The sequence below is a fragment of the Mycobacterium sp. NGS54 genome (assembly GCF_059812465.1).
Window position 1 is genome coordinate 563572 of sequence record NZ_JCALCS010000006.1, and the last position, 16385, is coordinate 579956.

The 16385-nt window shown below is 67.0% G+C and carries 22 protein-coding genes; 9 read left to right on the top strand and 13 right to left on the bottom strand.

The features are described from left to right. Window positions 1-54 precede the first annotated feature (54 nt). Entirely contained in the window at window positions 55-888 is an 834-nt protein-coding gene (locus tag AC5Y5E_RS21805) for an adenylate/guanylate cyclase domain-containing protein (RefSeq protein ID WP_499904919.1), read from the top strand. Here AC5Y5E_RS21805 and AC5Y5E_RS21810 read toward each other — a convergent pair. Continuing rightward, on the bottom strand, window positions 840-1049 hold the full coding sequence (locus AC5Y5E_RS21810) for a hypothetical protein (protein ID WP_499904920.1): 210 nt from the start codon (window positions 1047-1049) through the stop codon (window positions 840-842). The two genes, AC5Y5E_RS21805 and AC5Y5E_RS21810, sit on opposite strands and share 49 nt — an antisense overlap. Window positions 1050-1144: 95 nt before the next feature. Between AC5Y5E_RS21810 and AC5Y5E_RS21815 the strand changes: the two genes are divergently transcribed. Then, entirely contained in the window at window positions 1145-1825 is a 681-nt protein-coding gene (locus AC5Y5E_RS21815; protein ID WP_499904921.1) for a guanylate cyclase, read from the top strand. On the opposite strand, the gene AC5Y5E_RS21820 is transcribed toward AC5Y5E_RS21815, so the two are convergent. The 4 genes from AC5Y5E_RS21820 to AC5Y5E_RS21835 form a co-directional block, all read right to left on the bottom strand. Beyond that, window positions 1822-2145, bottom strand: a complete 324-nt coding sequence (locus AC5Y5E_RS21820) for a putative quinol monooxygenase (protein WP_499904923.1) — start codon at window positions 2143-2145, stop codon at window positions 1822-1824. The genes AC5Y5E_RS21815 and AC5Y5E_RS21820 overlap by 4 nt on opposite strands. Before the next feature lie 228 nt (window positions 2146-2373). Continuing rightward, window positions 2374-2916, bottom strand: a complete 543-nt coding sequence (locus tag AC5Y5E_RS21825) for a peptidoglycan endopeptidase (protein ID WP_499904924.1) — start codon at window positions 2914-2916, stop codon at window positions 2374-2376. Window positions 2917-3052: 136 nt separating this feature from the next. Continuing rightward, window positions 3053-3550, bottom strand: a complete 498-nt coding sequence (locus AC5Y5E_RS21830; protein ID WP_499904925.1) for a nitroreductase family deazaflavin-dependent oxidoreductase — start codon at window positions 3548-3550, stop codon at window positions 3053-3055. Further along, a complete protein-coding gene (locus AC5Y5E_RS21835; protein WP_499904926.1) occupies window positions 3547-4704 on the bottom strand; it encodes an aromatic ring-hydroxylating oxygenase subunit alpha in 1158 nt (385 codons plus the stop codon). The genes AC5Y5E_RS21830 and AC5Y5E_RS21835 overlap by 4 nt, the downstream gene beginning before the upstream one ends. A 66-nt stretch (window positions 4705-4770) precedes the next feature. On the opposite strand from AC5Y5E_RS21835, the gene AC5Y5E_RS21840 reads away from it, so the two are divergent. Continuing rightward, the gene (locus AC5Y5E_RS21840) at window positions 4771-5379 is read left to right on the top strand and encodes a TetR/AcrR family transcriptional regulator (RefSeq protein WP_499904928.1); all 609 of its coding nucleotides are present in this window, start codon (window positions 4771-4773) and stop codon (window positions 5377-5379) included. A gap of 25 nt (window positions 5380-5404) precedes the next feature. Here AC5Y5E_RS21840 and AC5Y5E_RS21845 read toward each other — a convergent pair whose 3' ends face one another. The 3 genes from AC5Y5E_RS21845 to AC5Y5E_RS21855 form a co-directional block, all read right to left on the bottom strand. Next, a complete protein-coding gene (locus AC5Y5E_RS21845) occupies window positions 5405-5803 on the bottom strand; it encodes a VOC family protein (protein ID WP_499904929.1) in 399 nt (132 codons plus the stop codon). Window positions 5804-5880: 77 nt separating this feature from the next. Then, on the bottom strand, window positions 5881-6243 hold the full coding sequence (locus AC5Y5E_RS21850) for an Mtp family mycobacterial-type pilin (RefSeq protein ID WP_499904930.1): 363 nt from the start codon (window positions 6241-6243) through the stop codon (window positions 5881-5883). A 14-nt stretch (window positions 6244-6257) separates the two neighbouring features. Next, complete coding sequence (locus AC5Y5E_RS21855; RefSeq protein WP_499904932.1) at window positions 6258-6647, bottom strand: hypothetical protein; 390 nt, start codon at window positions 6645-6647, stop codon at window positions 6258-6260. A gap of 119 nt (window positions 6648-6766) precedes the next feature. On the opposite strand from AC5Y5E_RS21855, the gene AC5Y5E_RS21860 reads away from it, so the two are divergent. Then, on the top strand, window positions 6767-7246 hold the full coding sequence (locus AC5Y5E_RS21860; protein WP_499904934.1) for a hypothetical protein: 480 nt from the start codon (window positions 6767-6769) through the stop codon (window positions 7244-7246). 13 nt (window positions 7247-7259) lie between these two features. Here AC5Y5E_RS21860 and AC5Y5E_RS21865 read toward each other — a convergent pair whose 3' ends face one another. The 3 genes from AC5Y5E_RS21865 to ychF form a co-directional block, all read right to left on the bottom strand. Next, window positions 7260-7688 (bottom strand): hypothetical protein, encoded by a 429-nt coding sequence (locus tag AC5Y5E_RS21865; RefSeq protein ID WP_499904936.1) that lies wholly within the window; start codon window positions 7686-7688, stop codon window positions 7260-7262. A gap of 142 nt (window positions 7689-7830) precedes the next feature. Then, entirely contained in the window at window positions 7831-8367 is a 537-nt protein-coding gene (locus AC5Y5E_RS21870) for a nuclear transport factor 2 family protein (RefSeq protein ID WP_499904937.1), read from the bottom strand. Between the two features lie 15 nt (window positions 8368-8382). Continuing rightward, on the bottom strand, window positions 8383-9456 hold the full coding sequence (gene ychF, locus AC5Y5E_RS21875) for a redox-regulated ATPase YchF (protein ID WP_499904938.1): 1074 nt from the start codon (window positions 9454-9456) through the stop codon (window positions 8383-8385). Window positions 9457-9587: 131 nt separating this feature from the next. On the opposite strand from ychF, the gene AC5Y5E_RS21880 reads away from it, so the two are divergent. Next, window positions 9588-10739, top strand: a complete 1152-nt coding sequence (locus tag AC5Y5E_RS21880; RefSeq protein WP_499904940.1) for a DUF6542 domain-containing protein — start codon at window positions 9588-9590, stop codon at window positions 10737-10739. Here the strand turns inward: AC5Y5E_RS21880 and AC5Y5E_RS21885 are convergent. Then, complete coding sequence (locus tag AC5Y5E_RS21885; RefSeq protein ID WP_499904942.1) at window positions 10736-11734, bottom strand: 4-hydroxy-3-methylbut-2-enyl diphosphate reductase; 999 nt, start codon at window positions 11732-11734, stop codon at window positions 10736-10738. The genes AC5Y5E_RS21880 and AC5Y5E_RS21885 overlap by 4 nt on opposite strands. Before the next feature lie 65 nt (window positions 11735-11799). Between AC5Y5E_RS21885 and AC5Y5E_RS21890 the strand changes: the two genes are divergently transcribed. Genes AC5Y5E_RS21890 through AC5Y5E_RS21905 form a run of 4 tightly spaced genes read left to right on the top strand, consistent with a single transcriptional unit; the run spans window position 11800 to window position 15006 of the window. Further along, window positions 11800-12390, top strand: a complete 591-nt coding sequence (locus AC5Y5E_RS21890) for a lipid droplet-associated protein (protein WP_499904944.1) — start codon at window positions 11800-11802, stop codon at window positions 12388-12390. Then, window positions 12387-13637, top strand: coding sequence for an exodeoxyribonuclease VII large subunit (xseA, locus tag AC5Y5E_RS21895; RefSeq protein WP_499904945.1), 1251 nt, complete (start codon window positions 12387-12389; stop codon window positions 13635-13637). Before AC5Y5E_RS21890 ends, xseA begins: the two co-directional genes overlap by 4 nt. Then, window positions 13627-13872: an exodeoxyribonuclease VII small subunit gene (locus tag AC5Y5E_RS21900; protein WP_499904947.1), complete on the top strand. Its 246-nt coding sequence runs from the start codon at window positions 13627-13629 to the stop codon at window positions 13870-13872. The genes xseA and AC5Y5E_RS21900 overlap by 11 nt, the downstream gene beginning before the upstream one ends. Window positions 13873-13920: 48 nt before the next feature. Further along, a complete protein-coding gene (locus tag AC5Y5E_RS21905) occupies window positions 13921-15006 on the top strand; it encodes a 3-beta-hydroxysteroid dehydrogenase (RefSeq protein ID WP_499904948.1) in 1086 nt (361 codons plus the stop codon). Here the strand turns inward: AC5Y5E_RS21905 and AC5Y5E_RS21910 are convergent. Beyond that, window positions 15003-16346 carry an adenylate/guanylate cyclase domain-containing protein gene (locus AC5Y5E_RS21910; protein ID WP_499904949.1) on the bottom strand — a complete coding sequence of 448 codons (1344 nt, stop codon included), beginning with the start codon at window positions 16344-16346 and terminating at the stop codon, window positions 15003-15005. The genes AC5Y5E_RS21905 and AC5Y5E_RS21910 overlap by 4 nt on opposite strands. Between the last annotated feature and the right edge of the window lie 39 nt (window positions 16347-16385).

Genomic DNA, 16385 nt, shown 5'->3' on the forward strand with positions numbered 1-16385 from the left:
CCTAAACATTGCCTATGGGCCCGACAACCCGAATGAATCCCGGCCTTTGGCAGGATGCCAAGCGTGGGTGACATGCTGCATGTCGCGGTCTACGTCCTGGCCGGGGTGGCCGCGATCGAAGCCGGCGCCATCGCCGTGCTCTCGACGCTGCTGGTGCGCGGCCGCCGCGAACTCGAAGAGTTACGACAGCGGACCGACGCCCGCAATCAGCTGCTGTCGGGCGGCCGCGAGGCCGTCAAACGGGTGTGGAACGCCGCCAACGTGATGCGCAAGGAGGGCTTCGGCGCCGCCGTGCGCAGCTCGATCGAGGACCTCGCTGACTGGGCCGAGGTCGAGCGGCCCGACCTGGCCCGGGTCACCCCCGACGGCCGGGTGGTGATCCTGTTCTCCGACATCGAGGAGTCCACCGCGCTCAACGAGCGCATCGGCGACCGCGCCTGGGTCAGGCTGATCAGCTCGCACGACAAGCTCGTTTCGGGACTCGTGCGGCAACGCTCCGGTCACGTGGTCAAGAGCCAGGGCGACGGCTACATGATCGCCTTCTCGCGCGCCGAGGAGGCCGTGCGCTGCGGCATGGACGTCCAGCAGGCGCTGCACCAAGACGCAAAACGCAAGCGGCACCAGGAGATTCGGGTCCGGATCGGCATCCACATGGGCCGGTCGGTGCGCCGCGGCGACGACCTGTTCGGGCGCAACGTCGCGATGGCGGCACGGGTCGCCGCACAGGCCGTCGGTGGGCAGATCCTGGTCAGCGAACCGGTGCGAGACGCCCTGCGCGACTGTGACGGCATCCGATTCGACAAGGGGCGCGAGGTCGAGTTGAAAGGCTTTTCGGGCAGCTACCGGTTGTTCTCCGTCGAACCCGAGGCCGATCCCGCCTTGGAGTGAAAGCTCGCCGCGTCCGATTCGGCCAGCCGCTCGTGCAGCCGCGCGCGGATCTCGTCAGGTGTGTAAGCGCGTCGCCTGCGTTGGTCGCGGGCCACCAGCACTCCCCCGGCGACGACGCCGGCGGCGCCGGCAAGCCCGATCCACTTCCAAACCCTGCGCATACCTGACAGGCTATTACCACGCAAGGCCGCCCGCGAAGTCCTCCCGGGCCCATAATGACTGCAATGGTGAAACCCGAAGCGACGAGCGGACTTACATGCTGACACTGGACCAGGCGCTGGACGAGACCCGCACCGGCGACCTCTGGCTGTTCCGCGGCCGCTCACGACCCGACCGGGCGATCCAGACGTTGACGAATGCTCCGGTGAATCACGTCGGCATGACGGTGGCGATCGACGACCTGCCCCCGTTGATCTGGCACGCCGAATTGGGCGACAAACTGGTCGACTTCTGGACCGGAACCAACCACCGTGGGGTACAGCTCAACGACCTGCGCCAGGCCGTGTTGCAGTGGACCGATCGCTACCAACAGCGGTGCTGGCTGCGTCAGTTGACGCCCTACGCCACCCGCGAACAGGAGAACCGGCTGCTGCAGACGATCGCACGGATGGATGGCACCGCGTTTCCCACCACCGCCCGGCTGACCGGCCGGTGGTTCCGCGGCCGGCTCCCGACAATCAACGATTGGGTGCGCGGAATCCCCTTGGTGGACAAAAAGGTTCGCGAACAGACGCAACGTCGCAGGCAGGAGCGCAAAATGAGCCTGGAGACGGCGTACTGCGCGGAGACGGTGGCGATCACCTACGAGGAGATGGGTCTGCTCGTCACGGACAAGGACGCGAATTGGTTTGACCCGGGCTCGTTTTGGAGCGGTGACACGCTCCCGCTGGCCCCGGGGTATCAGCTCGGCAGCGAAATCGCGGTCACCGTCGGCTAATCGACCGTCATTTCGCCCAGCTCGGACCACCCCGTCACGTCGATGGTCTGGCTGATGATTTTGGGCGTGGACGTCAGCGCCTGCGGGAGCTCCTGCATCGCGCGCTTGAAGTGATCGCTGTTGACGTGAACGTCCCCCGCGCCACCGTCCCGGAACGCCTCCACGAGGACGTACTCCGCCGGGTTGTCCAGGCTGCGCGACCACTCGAACCACAGGTTGCCGGCCTCGGCACGGGTGGCCGCGGTGAACGGGGCGACCAGTTCCGACCAGCGGTCGGTCCACTCGGGCTTGGTCTCGAACTTGACGACGATGAAGATCATGGCCGCAGGATACGTGCCGCGCGCCTACCGGCCGTCAGCGGTTCTCCAGCAAAATTCGCCTGGGCGTCCACTTTGACGCCTAGACGAATTTCTGCTAATGGCTAATCTCCCGCCATTTGCGCGCAATCAAGTGACGCACGTCACACATCTGACGATTATCGCGACCGGTTCACAAACGCGGGGAATGGGCTCCTATTCGGATAATGAGACCGGCGCGAATCCAATTCTTTATGGATTGGGAATTGCGGGATCCGCGGGCGGCGGCGCGTCCGGGGCCGGCGGCGCGGGCGCCGTCGCGTCGACCAGAACCGCGGGCGGGGCCGGCGCCTCCGGGGGCGGCGGCGGAGCGTCCGGCGGGGGCGGCGGCGCGTCGGGCGGCGGCGCCAGCGCGACGTCGCCGTCCGGCATCGGCAGGAACATGTGGTGCGTGAATCCGGCCTGGTAGGCCCCCGCACCACCGATGCGCACGCCACCGCGTTCACCGCTGGACACGGGCGTGCCGTCCGGCAGTGTCACGGCGGTGTGACCGCCGTTCCAGCCGATCACCAACGCGTTGGGGGCGGTCCCGTACTGGAAGCCGCGCTGCAACAGGGCGGATTCCTCGTTGCCGGTGTTGAACCTGCTCCCGAAGACCGGCCTATCGGTCGCCGCGTTGGCGACCCAAGAAGCGAGCCCAGAGCAATCGGTCCCGGCGGGAGAATCTCCACCCGGAATATAGGGCGTCCCGGAGACCTGATTGATGAGCGACATCAACGTTGCTAAAACAACCATGGGCAGGCACGCTAGCAATTACATTCAATGCGAGCCAAAATTTGTGGCCTTCGTCATGCGTAAATTCGACAATGGCGTGCGCCACATCGATAGCGAACCGATAACGAGCCAGCAAATTTCTAGAAGAGAAACTCGGTCAGCCGGCGGGGCTCCCCGAGCGCGGCCGCAAGACCACGACCGGAATCTCGCGTTCGGTCCAACTCTGATAGGTGTCGAAGTCCGCGTAGAGCTCGACCAGTCGCGGCCACAGGCGGCTGCGCTGCGCTACGTCGGCGGTCACCGCGCGCACCGGCCGCCGCTCGCCCCCGATTTGCACGGTCGTATCGGGGCCGGCGACCAGATTGCGATACCACTGCGGATGGTTCGGCAGCCCCCCTTGGGAGGCGACCACGACCACGTCCGGTCCATCGCGTAGATAGAGCAGCGGCACCGTGAACAGCTTGCCCGATTTGCGGCCCCGGTGTTCGAGCAGCAGCGTCGGCACCGGTTTGCGGAAGCCGGCGCCAATCCGCCACTTGCCCCCGATGCGGCCCTTCGTCTTGCGGTACACCCACACCTGCGCTCTGCTCATGTGGCGGAAGATGACCGGCAGCAGCGCCGAATCCAGCTGCTGGGGCCGCTTGGGTGCCGTCATTGCAGCGCCACGCCGAGTTCTTGGCCGAACACTTTGATCATGTGCTGGACGCCAATCTCGTTGCGGCCGATGATCATGTGGTCGTGCTGGCCGCGCCGGACGCCCTCGCCGCACTGGGGCAGCATCGCGAAGTCCTCGTCGCGAACGGCCGCGTGCACCCCTTCGTAGACCGCGTCGTAGCCGGCCCTCATGTCGTCGTCGGTTGCCGGGACGCGGGCCATCCAGCTGTGCCGGACCGTGCAGCGCGTCGGCTCGCCATCGGGCAAGATGTCGATAATTTCCACGCCCACAGGGCTGTTCGCGAGGATGAGGTTCGGATAGACCCAATAGATCACGCCCATGTTCATCAGCGGTTCCGTCGACACGGTGGGGTCGGCGTCGACGTTGGTGATCCAGTTGAACGGGAAGCCGATGCGGTGATGCTTGCCGAACTCGTCGTAGACCATGGTATTGGCCAGCGTGTTCTGTCCGATGAGGCTGCCGCCGTGGACATAGGGAAAGTGGTATCCCTCGGCGAACGCCTCCAACGCGCCCTTCCATGACACCTCGGATGTGAACTCGCGCTGCGTGTGGTACCCGTAGGCCTCGTAGTTCCACAGCGCCAGCTCGGCGTCGAGGGCGCCCAGGTGCGCGTCGACGTCGATGGTCGCATCGGCGGCCAGCACCGCCCAGATGAAGCCGTGGCGCTCCTCGGACGGCAGTTCGACCAACCCGTATTCCTTCGGATCCATGGAATCGAAGCCGGCCTTGCCCGGAACCATGAACAGCTCGCCGGTGTTCCGGTATGTCCAGGCGTGATAGGGACATACGAATCGCGACGCGTTGCCCGATCCGCACGCGGGCATGGCCCCGCGGTGGCGGCAGTAGTTGAGCAAGACGTGGCTGGCGCCAGTGCGGTCCCGGGTCACCAGCAGCGAATCGCCCAGCACCGAGCGGACCACGTAGTCGTTCTTCTCCGGCACCTGCGCCGACGGAACGATAGCCAACGGCACCCTGCGCAGGATCTGCGACTCCTCGATCTCGGTGATCTTCGGATCGCGGTAATAGTGCAGCGGCACCCTCAGTTCCCGATCGGCCAGGTCCGTCGTGCCATCCAGGGCGTGGCGCAGCCCGCGCCGTGTCAGAGTCTCGTCGGTGCTACTCACAGGAGCCATCTGACCATACAATCATGACAGTTTGTATTGTCAAGCCTCGAGGCCCCGTTGTGCGACGATCACGCAATGCGACGACACGGCTGGTCGGGAGACATCCCGGCGGACGACGACGAAGCGGTCGCTCGCATCATCGACGCGGCACGGACCGCCATCGACGAGAGCGGCACCGTGAGCGTCTCCGAGGTCGCCCAAAGCCTGGGCGTCACGCGTCAGACCGTCTATCGCTACTTTCCTACCCAGGAGGCGCTCTTGGGTGCGACGGCCCTTTCGGCCGTCGAGGGATTCCTGGATCGGCTTGCCGCCCATCTGGGGTCGATCACCGACCCCACCGAGGCCGTCGTGGACGGCATCGCCTACACCTACGAGCAGATCGCCCACGACAAGTACCTCAGCCTGGTCATGCAGCCTGGTAAGGCCAGCGCGCTGACGGCCGGGGTGACCTCGGACATGGCGATCTCGTTCGGTCGGTCGATCTTGCAGCGGTTCGAAGTCGATTGGGCTGCAGCGGGATTCGCGGAAAGCAAGCTGGATGAACTCGTCGAGGTCATGCTGCGCGTGCTGCAGTCGCTCATCGTGGACCCCGGACGCCCCGCACGCACGGGAAGGAGGCTCCGCAGCTTCCTCGAGGACTGGATCGCCCCGTCGGTGCGTGCGCATGCCGCCAAGCGGCGCTGACTCGTCGAAACCTATTGCGCGACAGTCACACTCCGAACTTGGCGCGGGCCGCGTCCGTGACGGGCGTGAACAGGTTGACCAGATTGCCGTCCGGATCGCGGAACAACAGCGCCCGGTTTCCCCACGGCATGGTCGTCGGTTCGGTCACCACCTCGCCGACCCCGCCGCGAAGCCGCTCGTATTCCGCGTCCACGTCCTCGACCAGGAATTCCACGATCGCGCTGCGGTTGGCCGCCGGCTCGGCGGATCCCGCCCCGAACAGCGGCACCGTCTTGTCGCTGCCGATGGCCAACGTGCCAACCGGGGTCGGAATCTCGGCGAAAAGCTCGTTCGCCCATGCCGCGGACACCCCGGTGACCATTTCGTAGAAGTTGACGAGCCTGTTGACGTCGGCGGTGATGATGCGGGTCGAAACGAACTTCATGGAGCCCTCCCTGTGGCGATCGGCGCGCGGTGTTCTGCGTCGACGGCAAGGCTAGGCGGAGGCCCCGACAATTACGGCTAGATCGAGGTCCAGACCCCGTTGTTCCAGAATCCCCAACTATTGAGCGTCGGATTCCACATCAACCGAGCCCCGGGCGCCCAGGACGGTGGGGGCGGCTGCGGCGGTGCCCACCCCGGCGGGGGGCCCCATGGTCCCCAGCCGGCCGGATCCGGCAGGCCCTGCCAGTCGTGGCAGTGGTTCCAGTCCCAGTTGTAGGCGGTGCCCCAGCCCGGGTCCCACGGATCGCCCGGGCACCAGTGATTGCCGGGGACGGGGGCCGGGGCCGCCTGGGCCGACGGGCTCGGGCCGGCGGTCAGTCCGAAGGCCAAGAAGGCCAACCCGCCCAGCGCGCCCGCAACCCACGGTTCTACGTTCGCCATGCCCCAGGAGCCCACTATTTCGCGTTCCCTTCCTCCAGCGACGACGCGAGATGCTGCAGGCCCCGTCGTGTCTCGGCAACCGCACGCCTGATTTCGGCGTTCTCCCGTTTGGCGGCGGCGCGCTCGCGCTCCGCCCCTTCGTCGACGCGGCGCAGTCGCGCGCGCTCGCGCTGCGCGGTCGCACCCTCGCGTTCGTCCGCGCGCACCTCGCGGTCGTCGGCCGCCTGCTCACGATCGTCGGCGATGCGGTCCCGCTCGTCGGCGACGCGATCGCGCTCGTCGGCGACCCGCTCGCGCCTGGACAGCTCGCTCTCGCGCCGCGCGAGAGCCTCTTCGCGGTTATCCAACTCGGCTGCACGCGGTCCGAGTTCGCCCAACGCCTCGGCGCCGCTGTCTACGACCACGCCTTACCTTAACGCCGCATTCCGCGAATGCCGATCGCAGCAAACCCATTCCCGGGCCTGTTTTTTCCGCTGACATGGTCGTATCGTGCTGCCGGAGGGCTACCAAGTTAGGAATGCCGATGAGGAAGATCCGCGTAACGACCGTCGCGCTGGCCGCCATGGCTATCCCGCTCGCGGCGCCTGCATCGGCCGACCCGGTGATGGCCGCCGACGAGGTGGTGAACGGGATGTATACCGTCCACTTCGTCGACGGAAGCCTGCAGGATCTGACATTCAAGGCCACGTCGTGCGGTATCGGCTGCACCCAAGTCACTTTCTCCAACTCCTCGGGCCGGGCCCAGTTCTACGCCGATCGGTGGCATCTAGCCCTTCCGCCGAATCCCGCGGCGTGGCGGTGCAATGACGGCACGACGCATCGGGGCTTCGAAGAATGGACGTGGGACCCCAGCGCGGGGACGGGCACGATGGTCGTCGTCCGCACCGAGGCCGCCTGCGGATATACGGACCACAGCAGCCAACCCATTGCGCACCGCTTTACCCTGACCAAGACGAGTAGCCAGTCGGGGGAGCCAAGCGTTCTTCCGCCCGCCATCGCGTAGCGGCACCGTAGGATTACTGCTGCCCTTCCAACAGATGGGCATACGGGTCCGCTTCGGCACCAACGGATTCCGGCATCGGATAGTACGTCTTGATGAGCAGGTTGCCGTCGTCGTCCCAGGCAAACGTCTCGATGCTGTAAGCCATTTGGACGTTCGGCTCGGTACCAAAGTGGTTCTCGCAAACCCAGGCCATCTCGTTTCCGTTGACCTGCACCGTGATCATCTTGATCGTCAAGATCGACTGGAACATGTCGAAAGCCTCCGAGGTGGCGGTGGCGAAACCGTGCTTCTCCTCGGTGCCGACGGGGTCGAACATGCGGACCTCACCGGGGCAGATCGTGCGCCACGACGCGACCCACTCGTCCTTCTTGCCCTGATTCCACAGGTCGGCGTGTTTGGAAGCGTGCGCCAAACGAGCCTCGCGGCTCGGAACCTTGCTCATCTCAGACCGTCTCCGCTCACATCAACGTGAAGGTCACGATAGCTGGACACCTGTCCAGTTGGAAGGGCCTACTTCTTGGGCCACTGACTAGACGTTGAACCGGAACTCCACCACGTCGCCGTCAGACAGTACGGTCGCGGCTTTACCAACTGATATCGGGCCGCCACATTTCGTAGCCGTTTTCCCGAATGATCAGTCCATCTTGGATGTGAAAGTTGTGCACGACCCTGAGCGCAATCCGGGTGCCAACCGGCAGTGGGTGATTGGGAAACCCTTCGCCATCGATCAGCTTGAAGGTCATCTCGAGATCGTCGAACACGCGCTCGGGTGTGCCATAGCGTTCGACCGGAACGACCTTCGGCTCCGCGCAACTCGCGAAGATCTTCGCATAGTTTTCCAGCACGTCCTTCTTACCGCGGTGAATCACTCGGCGGGAGGGAACCTCCCACACGATCTCGTCGTGGTAGAGCTGTTCGAGCATCGGCAGCTGGTCTGGGTTCTCGAACTGAAAGTGCCAATGAGCGAGCCAGAGCGCGTGCTCGGTGGTGCCGAGTGGCGGTGGTGAGTCCCAGTCGCTGACGCCGACTATTGATGATTCGCTTTCCATCGCGCCTTCCCAGAAGAGATGCCCTGGCGAAATGTTCGCATGCAGGGACGACAGCTGGAGGCCCTTCTGCATTACTTCTTGGGGCGACTAGACGTTGAACCGAAACTCCACCACGTCGCCGTCGGCCATCACGTAGTCCTTGCCCTCCATGCGGACCTTGCCGGCCGCTTTGGCCGCCGCCATGGACCCCGCGGCGATCAGGTCGTCGTAGGACACGATCTCGGCCTTGATGAAGCCCTTCTCGAAGTCGGTGTGGATCACCCCGGCGGCCTTGGGCGCGGTGTCGCCCTGATGAATTACCCACGCCCGCGCCTCTTTTGGCCCCGCCGTCAGGAACGTCTGCAGCTTGAGCGTGTGAAATCCCGCTCGGGCCAGCGCGTCGAGGCCGCGCTCGGTCTGCCCGATCGACTCCAGCAGCTCGGCGGCCGACTCGTCGTCGAGCTCGACCAGCTCGGATTCGATTGCGGCGTCGAGGAATACGGCGTCGGCCGGTGCGACGAGCTGGCGCAGCTGGGCGACCCGCGCGGCGTCGGTCAGCACCGCCTCGTCGGCGTTGAAGACGTACAGGAACGGCTTGATGGTCAGCAGGTTCAGCTCCCGCAGCAGGGAGACGTCAGCCCCCGCGGCGAACAGCGTCTTGCCCCCGTCCAGCACCGACTGCGCGGCGACGGCCGCGTCGTGCACGGGCTTGCGCTCCTTGCTGGTGCGCGCTTCCTTCTCCAGCCGCGGCAACGCGCGCTCGAGGGTCTGCAGGTCGGCCAGGATCAACTCGGTCTCGACGACCTCGATGTCGGACTTGGGATCCACCTCGCCTGCGACGTGGGTCACATCGTCGTCGGAAAAGACCCGCACCACCTGGCAGATGGCGTCGCATTCGCGGATGTGGGCCAGGAACTTGTTGCCCAGTCCGGCCCCCTCCGACGCGCCCTTGACCAGCCCGGCGATGTCGACGAACGTGACCGGCGCCGCGACGATGCGCTCGGAGGAGTAAAGCTCCGCCAGCTTGGCCAGCCGCGGGTCGGGCAGCGAAACCACACCCTCGTTCGGTTCGATCGTCGCGAACGGATAGTTCGCCGCCACCACGTTGTTGCGGGTCAGCGCGTTGAACAGCGTCGACTTGCCGACATTGGGCAGGCCCACGATTCCAAGGCTGAGGCTCACGGGGAACCAAGTCTAAGGGGCCGGCCGTGGCGGTTCGTTCGTGCGTGCGGCTTTGATATTGCGGGGGCACGCCAGCCGTCGCTAACAAGGTCTTTACGAGCGTTTCGGCTCATTCCCGGTACGGTCTACATGTGTCAGCACAGCGGGAAAGATCGGCGGTTGCGGCCAACCACCGCTCGGTCCACCCCGGGATCCCAGGTGTGCCGTGGTGGGCGGCCCTGCTCATCGCGGTGTCCACGACCGCCATCGGTTACGCGGTCGACGCCGGAATGGGTCACAAGGACCTGACGCACATCTTCGCGGCCTTCTATATAGCCGGTTGCGTGGCCGCGGTGCTGGCCGTGCGGCAGGAGGGCGTGTTCACCGCGATCATTCAGCCACCGCTGATTCTTTTCTGCGCGGTCCCCGGCGCCTACTGGATGTTCCACGGACGCAAGCTCGGCAACCTCAAGGACCTCCTGATCAACTGCGGCTATCCGCTCATCGAGCGCTTCCCGCTGATGCTGGGCACCGCCGGCGGGGTGCTGCTGATCGGCCTGGTGCGCTGGTATTTCGGGAAGTCGCAGGGCACGTCGGTCGCCGCGGACGACGCCGCGGGAGCGGCTAACGGATCCCCGTCGTTTGTCGGAGCCGTTGGGGCGAAACTGAATTCGTTTTTCGGCGTCAGTGCTCGCGAGGACGATGCCGAGGACGCACCGGCCACGCCCAAACGAGCCCGGTCCGCCAGGGCCTCCGCCCGGGACGGCCGGACGACCGCGCGCGGCAGGCGGTCCGGCACACGGTCCAGCCGAAGCCACTCCCGGCACGGGCGCCCGCCGCTGGAGGACGACCACGCAGATCCCACGACGGAGCGGCCGCGGCGCCGGCGCCCGGCACCGCCCCGTGACTTCGATCCCGCCGAGCCCCCGCCGCGGCCGCGGCGCCGCCCCAGGCCGCCGGGCGATCCCGACCCGCGGGTCCAGCCGCCGCGCGACACCCGCCGCGAGTCCCGCGCCCGCCGCGATCCCTACGACCGGCCGGCGCCACGGAGCAGCCGGTTCGACGGCTACGAGCCGTACGAGCCGCCCGGCGCGCCCGAGCGCTTCGACCGGTACCAGTCGTACGAGTCGTACGAGCCCCGGCGTCGTCGTCCCGCACCGAGCGGTAATGGCAATTCGACACACCACCCGATCTCACGGGTGCGCTACCGCGGGGATGCCCCGCTGGACGAGGACGCGGTTCAGCCGCGTTCCGAACGCCGGAGCCCTACACGGTCGGCACGACCCTGGGAGTACGAGGGCTAGCGGCGCGACCGGATTTCCCGGGGCAGCGCGAACACCAACGTCTCCTGGGCCGTCGTCACCGGCTGCACCACGTCGAAGCCGCAGTCGGCGAGCCGCTCCAGCACACCGCGCACCAGCACCTCGGGCACCGACGCACCGGAGGTGACGCCGACCGTCGTGACGCCCTCCAGCCACGCCGGGTCGATGTCGTCGGCGCAGTCGACCAGGTGGGCGGCCGCCGTGCCGCCGCCCAAAGCCACCTCGACCAGCCGCACCGAATTCGACGAGTTGCGCGACCCGACGACGATGACCAGCTCGCACTCGGGCGCCATCGCCTTGACCGCGACCTGGCGGTTCTGGGTCGCGTAGCAGATGTCGTCGCTGGGCGGGTCCTGCAGCTTGGGAAAACGTTGCCGCAGCCGCTCGACAATCTCCATCGTTTCGTCGACCGAGAGCGTGGTCTGCGAGAGCCACACCACCTTGTTCTCGTCGCGCACCGTGACGTCGTCCACGGCGGCCACGCCGTCGACCAGCTGCACGTGCTCGGGCGCCTCGCCGGCCGTCCCGATGACTTCCTCGTGCCCCTGGTGGCCGATGAGCAGGATGTCGTAGTCGTCCCGCGCGAAGCGCCTGGCCTCGTTGTGCACCTTCGTCACCAGCGGGCAGGTGGCATCGATGGTCTGCAGGTTGCGTTCGGCGGCCGCGGCGTAGACGGTCGGCGCGACGCCGTGCGCGGAGAAGACGACGATGGCGCCCTCGGGGACCTCGTCGGTCTCCTGGACGAAGACAGCGCCGGCCTTTTTCAGCGTGTCGACGACGTGCCGGTTGTGCACGATCTCGTGGCGCACGTAGACGGGGGCGCCGTGCTTCTCCAGGGCGCGCTCCACCGTCTCGACGGCCCGGTCCACGCCCGCGCAGTAGCCACGCGGCTCCGCCAGGAGCACCCGTTTGCCGATCGGGTCGCTGGCAACCGAGCTGGCTGCACCGGGAATTCCCATGTCAACGGTCGGCGGCATGACATTCAGGGTACCGGCCGGCGGTCGGCTTGGACTTATCCGCCGGTTGAGGCAGTCTTGGACCCATGGCTACTGCACCGTACGGAGTTCGGCTGATAGTCGGCGCGGCGACAGTCGCTGTCGAGGAGACCATGAAGCTGCCGAAAACCATCCTGATGTACCCCATGACGCTGGCCAGCACGGCGGCGCACATTGTGATGCGGTTTCAGCAGAACCTCGCCGAGCTGGTGATCAAGGGCGACAGCACCCTAGAGTCGATCTTTCCGCCCAAGGACGAGAAGCCGGAGTGGGCGACCTTCGACGAGGACCTGCCCGAAGACGACGGGATCCCAGCGGCGGACGGCGACGAAGCCGACCGGCGCGCCGAGGGCCGGTTCGCGCTGTACTCGGTGGCCGATGCCCACGAGGACGCTAGCGCGCTCGTCAATCCCGCGAAGCAAGCCAAGAAGCCGGCGGCGAAGCCCACGGTCGCGCAGCCCGCGGTGGCGACCGAACTCGACTACCCGGCGCTGACGCTGGCCCAACTGCGCGCCAGGCTGCAGTCGCTGAGCGTCGACGAGCTCGAGGCCCTGCTGTCCTACGAACAGGCCACCAAGGCCCGGGCGCCGTTCCAGACGCTCCTCGCCAACAGGATCACCCGCGCGAACGCGAAGTGACCCGAGCGTCTGGTCCCGAACCCAACTCCGCGGAGAACCCCTTTCCGGTGCGCGCGGTGGCGGTCCGCGTCGCGGGCTGGATCGACAGGCTGGGCATCGTCTGGGTCGAGGGGCAGCTGGCCCAGATCACGATGCGGCCCGACTCGAAGACGGTGTTCATGGTGCTGCGCGACCCGGCGGCCGACATGTCGCTGACCGTGACGTGTTCGCGCGACCTGGTGGCAAACGCACCGGTGAAACTCGCCGAAGGCACCCAGGTGGTGGTCTGCGGCAAGCCGTCGTTCTACACCGGCCGCGGCACATTCTCGTTGCGGCTCAGTGAGATTCGCGCGGTCGGCATCGGCGAACTGCTGGCCCGCATCGACCGGCTCCGCCGGCTGCTCGACGCCGAAGGACTGTTCGACCCTCGACTCAAGCGACCAATCCCCTTCCTGCCCAACATGATCGGGCTGATCACCGGCCGGGCCAGCGCCGCCGAACACGACGTGACGACGGTGGCCGCCGCCCGCTGGCCCGGCGTGCGTTTCGCCGTGCGCAACACCGCCGTGCAGGGGCCCAACGCGGTCGCGCAGATCGTCGAGGCGCTGGCCGAACTCGACCGCGACGCCGACGTCGACGTGATCGTGGTGGCCCGGGGTGGCGGCAGCGTGGAGGACCTGCTGCCGTTCTCCGACGAGACCCTGTGCCGCGCGATCGCTGCCTGCCGCACCCCGGTGATCAGCGCGATCGGGCACGAGCCCGACAACCCGCTGTGCGATCTGGTCGCCGACCTGCGGGCCGCGACCCCCACCGACGCCGCCAAGCGGGTGGTGCCCGACACCGCCGCCGAACAGCGGCTGATCGATGACATGCGCCGGCGCAGCGCGCAGGCCCTGCGCAACTGGGTGTCCCGCGAACAACGCGCGCTGACCCAGCTGCGCAGCCGCCCCGTGCTGGCCGAGCCACTGACGGCCCTGGCCACCCGTGCCGACGAGATCCACCGCGCCCGCTCGGCGGTGCGCCGCGACATCAGGCGCCTCGTCGCGGCCGAGGCCGACCGCGTCGGACACCTGGGCGCGCGGCTGGCCACGCTGGGCCCGGCGGCGACCCTGGCCCGCGGCTACGCCGTCGTGCAGGCCGTCCCCCAAGCGGGACCCGCGGCGGTGCTGCGTTCGGTCGCCGACGCGCCGCCGGGAACGCGGCTGCGGGTGCGGGTGGCCGACGGCGCCGTGGCGGCGGTGAGCGAGGGGGTTTCTGATGGCGCCTAACGATGAGGAATCGGTCGAATCAATTACTCCCATTAGTCAGCTTGGCTATGAGGCGTGCCGCGACGAGCTGATCGAGGTGGTGCGGCTGCTGGAGCAGGGTGGGCTGGACCTCGACGCGTCGCTGCGGCTGTGGGAAAGGGGCGAGCAGCTGGCCAAAAGGTGCGAAGAGCACTTAGCTGGCGCGCGCAAGCGGGTCGAGGACGCGCTGGCGGCCGGCGAGCCCGGCGAGGGCTGAGGGCGCCCGACACTGGAACACGTTCCAGTGGACTATGCTTCGCGAACTATGGGTGATCCATCACTGACAACCGAACTCGGGCGCGTCCTGGTCACCGGCGGCTCGGGGTTTGTCGGCGCGAACCTGGTGACCAGCCTGCTCGACCGCGGATACCAGGTGCGTTCCTTCGACCGCGCCCCCTCGCCGCTTGAGGCGCATCCGCAGCTGGAGGTCCTGCAGGGCGACGTCACCGACGCGGGCGTCTGCGCCGCGGCGGTCGACGGCATCGACACGGTGTTCCACACCGCCGCGCTGATCGAGCTGATGGGCGGGGCGTCGGTCACCGACGAATACCGTCAGCGCAGTTTCGCGGTCAACGTCGGCGGCACGGAGAACCTGGTGCACGCCGGGCAGCGGGCCGGGGTGAAGCGGTTCGTCTACACCTCGTCGAACAGCGTGGTGATGGGCGGGCAGAACATCGCCGGGGGTGACGAGACGCTGCCGTATACCAACAGGTTCAACGACCTCTACACCGAGACCAAGGTGGTCGCCGAGCGATTCGTGTTGGCGCAGAACGGTGTTGGGGACATGCTGACCTGTGCTATCCGGCCCAGCGGCATCTGGGGCCGCGGCGATCAGACGATGTTTCGCCGGCTGTTCGAAAGCGTGATCGCCGGGCACGTCAAGGTGCTGATCGGCCGAAAGTCGGCGCGACTCGACAACTCTTACGTGCACAACCTGATTCACGGTTTCATCCTGGCCGCCCAGCACCTGGTCCCCGGCGGGACGGCGCCCGGTCAGGCGTACTTCATCAACGACGCCGACCCGATCAACATGTTCGAGTTCGCCCGGCCCGTGGTGGAGGCCTGCGGCGTGAACTGGCCCCGGGTGCGCGTGAACGGCCCGATGGTGCGCGCGGCGATGAGCGGTTGGCAGCGGCTGCATTTCCGGTTCGGGATACCCGCGCCGCTGCTGGAGCCGCTGGCCATCGAGCGGTTGTATCTGGACAACTACTTCTCGATCGACAAGGCACGGCGCGACCTCGGATACGAGCCGCTGTTCACCACCGACAAGGCGATGTCCGAATGCCTCCCGTACTACGTGGACCTGTTCGGCCAGATGAAGAGTCAGGCCGCGGCGGGCGGAAAGAACTAGCCTGGGCCGCTTGTCGGTGCGGTGAGCCGGTAGACGTCGACCTCTTCCGGTAGGCCTTTGAGGCGTTGTGGTCCAAGGCTTTCGAATGTAAGGCCCGATCCGGCGGACAGATCGCGGACGGTGCGGCTGGCCAATACCTCACCCGCGCCCGCCAACGCGCCGATCCGCGCGCCGGTGTGCACGGCCATGCCGCTCCACTCATTGCCGCGTCGCTGGCATTCACCAGTGTGCACACCCGCCCGGATGCGGATGCCGCGCGTGGCGAGGGCCGGCACCATTTCCAACGCGCAGCGGGCCGCCTTGGTCGGCCCGTCGAAGAGCGCGAAGACCCCGTCTCCCGTGTGCTTCTCTCGGCGGCCGCCGTACTTCTCCACCAGCCAGTCGACGGCTTTGTCATGCGCATCGAGCTGGCGACGCCAGTGAGCATCGCCACGAGCGCTGAGCAGCTCGGTGGAACTGGCGATGTCGGTGAACAGCACCGTCTTGACCACACGTTCGTCGACGGCGACACCCGATGTGCCGCAGACGAAGTCGAGGATCGCCGCACCCACCACCTCGTCCACCTGGGAATGCGGCCCCTCGGGCAGTGTCTTGAATTCGGCCCCGGGAATGGCAGCGGCCAACGCCCGCGCGCCCTCCAATGGAGAAATGCGATCACCGGGCCTCGCCAGGACTAGCGTCGGGGCGCGAACGGTACCCAGTATGGCGCGGACATCGATCTCCAGCAGCGCCTGCCACAGCCACGCGGCCATCGTGGGGCTCGCGCTCGCCCGCTGATACCGGCCGTAGAGTTCGCGAAATCCCGGTAGGCCGGCGAAGTCACCGAAGAATAGCTCAGCGAGCGCGCCCTCACCCCAGTGACTTTCGATATCTTCCAGATGGCGGGCCTTCTCTTCGGCGGTAAACCCAAAGGGCCAATCCGGCAACTCTTGGGAGAACCGCGCCGACACGCCGTACATCACCAGTGAATGAACGCGTTCGGGGTACGTCGCCGCGAACAAGAGGCTCATCGGGCCACCCTCGGACATCCCGAAAAGGGACGGACGTTCGGCCTCTGCGGCGTCGAGAACGGCATGGAGGTCATCCATTCGCTCGTCGAGCGGGGGGACGTGGGAGGCCGGATCGGAGAGGCCGGTGCCCCGTTTGTCCCACACGATGAGCCGCGTGACCTCCGCCAGCTGTTCTACCACAGAGATAAGCGGACTTGCCGGTTCGTCCGCAAGGTCGACATTGCTGAACCAACCGGGGTTCCAAACGAGCGTGGTGTCGCCCTCGCCGAACTCGCGATACGCCAGCCGGACGGAGCCATTACGTGCGTAGCGAACCCGCCGGTCGGCCATACCGACATCTTGGCACCGTCGAGGCGTTGGCGTCAGCGC

Excerpts from the sequence above, each read along its gene's own strand:
- AC5Y5E_RS21805 (WP_499904919.1), top strand. The coding sequence starts at position 55 with ATGCCAAGCGTGGGTGACATGCTGCATGTCGCGGTCTACGTCCTGGCC.
- AC5Y5E_RS21810 (WP_499904920.1), bottom strand. The coding sequence starts at position 1,049 with ATGCGCAGGGTTTGGAAGTGGATCGGGCTTGCCGGCGCCGCCGGCGTC.
- AC5Y5E_RS21815 (WP_499904921.1), top strand. The coding sequence starts at position 1,145 with ATGCTGACACTGGACCAGGCGCTGGACGAGACCCGCACCGGCGACCTC.
- AC5Y5E_RS21820 (WP_499904923.1), bottom strand. The coding sequence starts at position 2,145 with ATGATCTTCATCGTCGTCAAGTTCGAGACCAAGCCCGAGTGGACCGAC.
- AC5Y5E_RS21825 (WP_499904924.1), bottom strand. The coding sequence starts at position 2,916 with ATGGTTGTTTTAGCAACGTTGATGTCGCTCATCAATCAGGTCTCCGGG.
- AC5Y5E_RS21830 (WP_499904925.1), bottom strand. The coding sequence starts at position 3,550 with ATGACGGCACCCAAGCGGCCCCAGCAGCTGGATTCGGCGCTGCTGCCG.
- AC5Y5E_RS21835 (WP_499904926.1), bottom strand. The coding sequence starts at position 4,704 with ATGGCTCCTGTGAGTAGCACCGACGAGACTCTGACACGGCGCGGGCTG.
- AC5Y5E_RS21840 (WP_499904928.1), top strand. The coding sequence starts at position 4,771 with ATGCGACGACACGGCTGGTCGGGAGACATCCCGGCGGACGACGACGAA.
- AC5Y5E_RS21845 (WP_499904929.1), bottom strand. The coding sequence starts at position 5,803 with ATGAAGTTCGTTTCGACCCGCATCATCACCGCCGACGTCAACAGGCTC.
- AC5Y5E_RS21850 (WP_499904930.1), bottom strand. The coding sequence starts at position 6,243 with ATGGCGAACGTAGAACCGTGGGTTGCGGGCGCGCTGGGCGGGTTGGCC.
- AC5Y5E_RS21860 (WP_499904934.1), top strand. The coding sequence starts at position 6,767 with ATGAGGAAGATCCGCGTAACGACCGTCGCGCTGGCCGCCATGGCTATC.
- AC5Y5E_RS21865 (WP_499904936.1), bottom strand. The coding sequence starts at position 7,688 with ATGAGCAAGGTTCCGAGCCGCGAGGCTCGTTTGGCGCACGCTTCCAAA.
- AC5Y5E_RS21870 (WP_499904937.1), bottom strand. The coding sequence starts at position 8,367 with ATGCAGAAGGGCCTCCAGCTGTCGTCCCTGCATGCGAACATTTCGCCA.
- AC5Y5E_RS21885 (WP_499904942.1), bottom strand. The coding sequence starts at position 11,734 with ATGCCGCCGACCGTTGACATGGGAATTCCCGGTGCAGCCAGCTCGGTT.
- AC5Y5E_RS21890 (WP_499904944.1), top strand. The coding sequence starts at position 11,800 with ATGGCTACTGCACCGTACGGAGTTCGGCTGATAGTCGGCGCGGCGACA.
- AC5Y5E_RS21900 (WP_499904947.1), top strand. The coding sequence starts at position 13,627 with ATGGCGCCTAACGATGAGGAATCGGTCGAATCAATTACTCCCATTAGT.
- AC5Y5E_RS21905 (WP_499904948.1), top strand. The coding sequence starts at position 13,921 with ATGGGTGATCCATCACTGACAACCGAACTCGGGCGCGTCCTGGTCACC.
- AC5Y5E_RS21910 (WP_499904949.1), bottom strand. The coding sequence starts at position 16,346 with ATGGCCGACCGGCGGGTTCGCTACGCACGTAATGGCTCCGTCCGGCTG.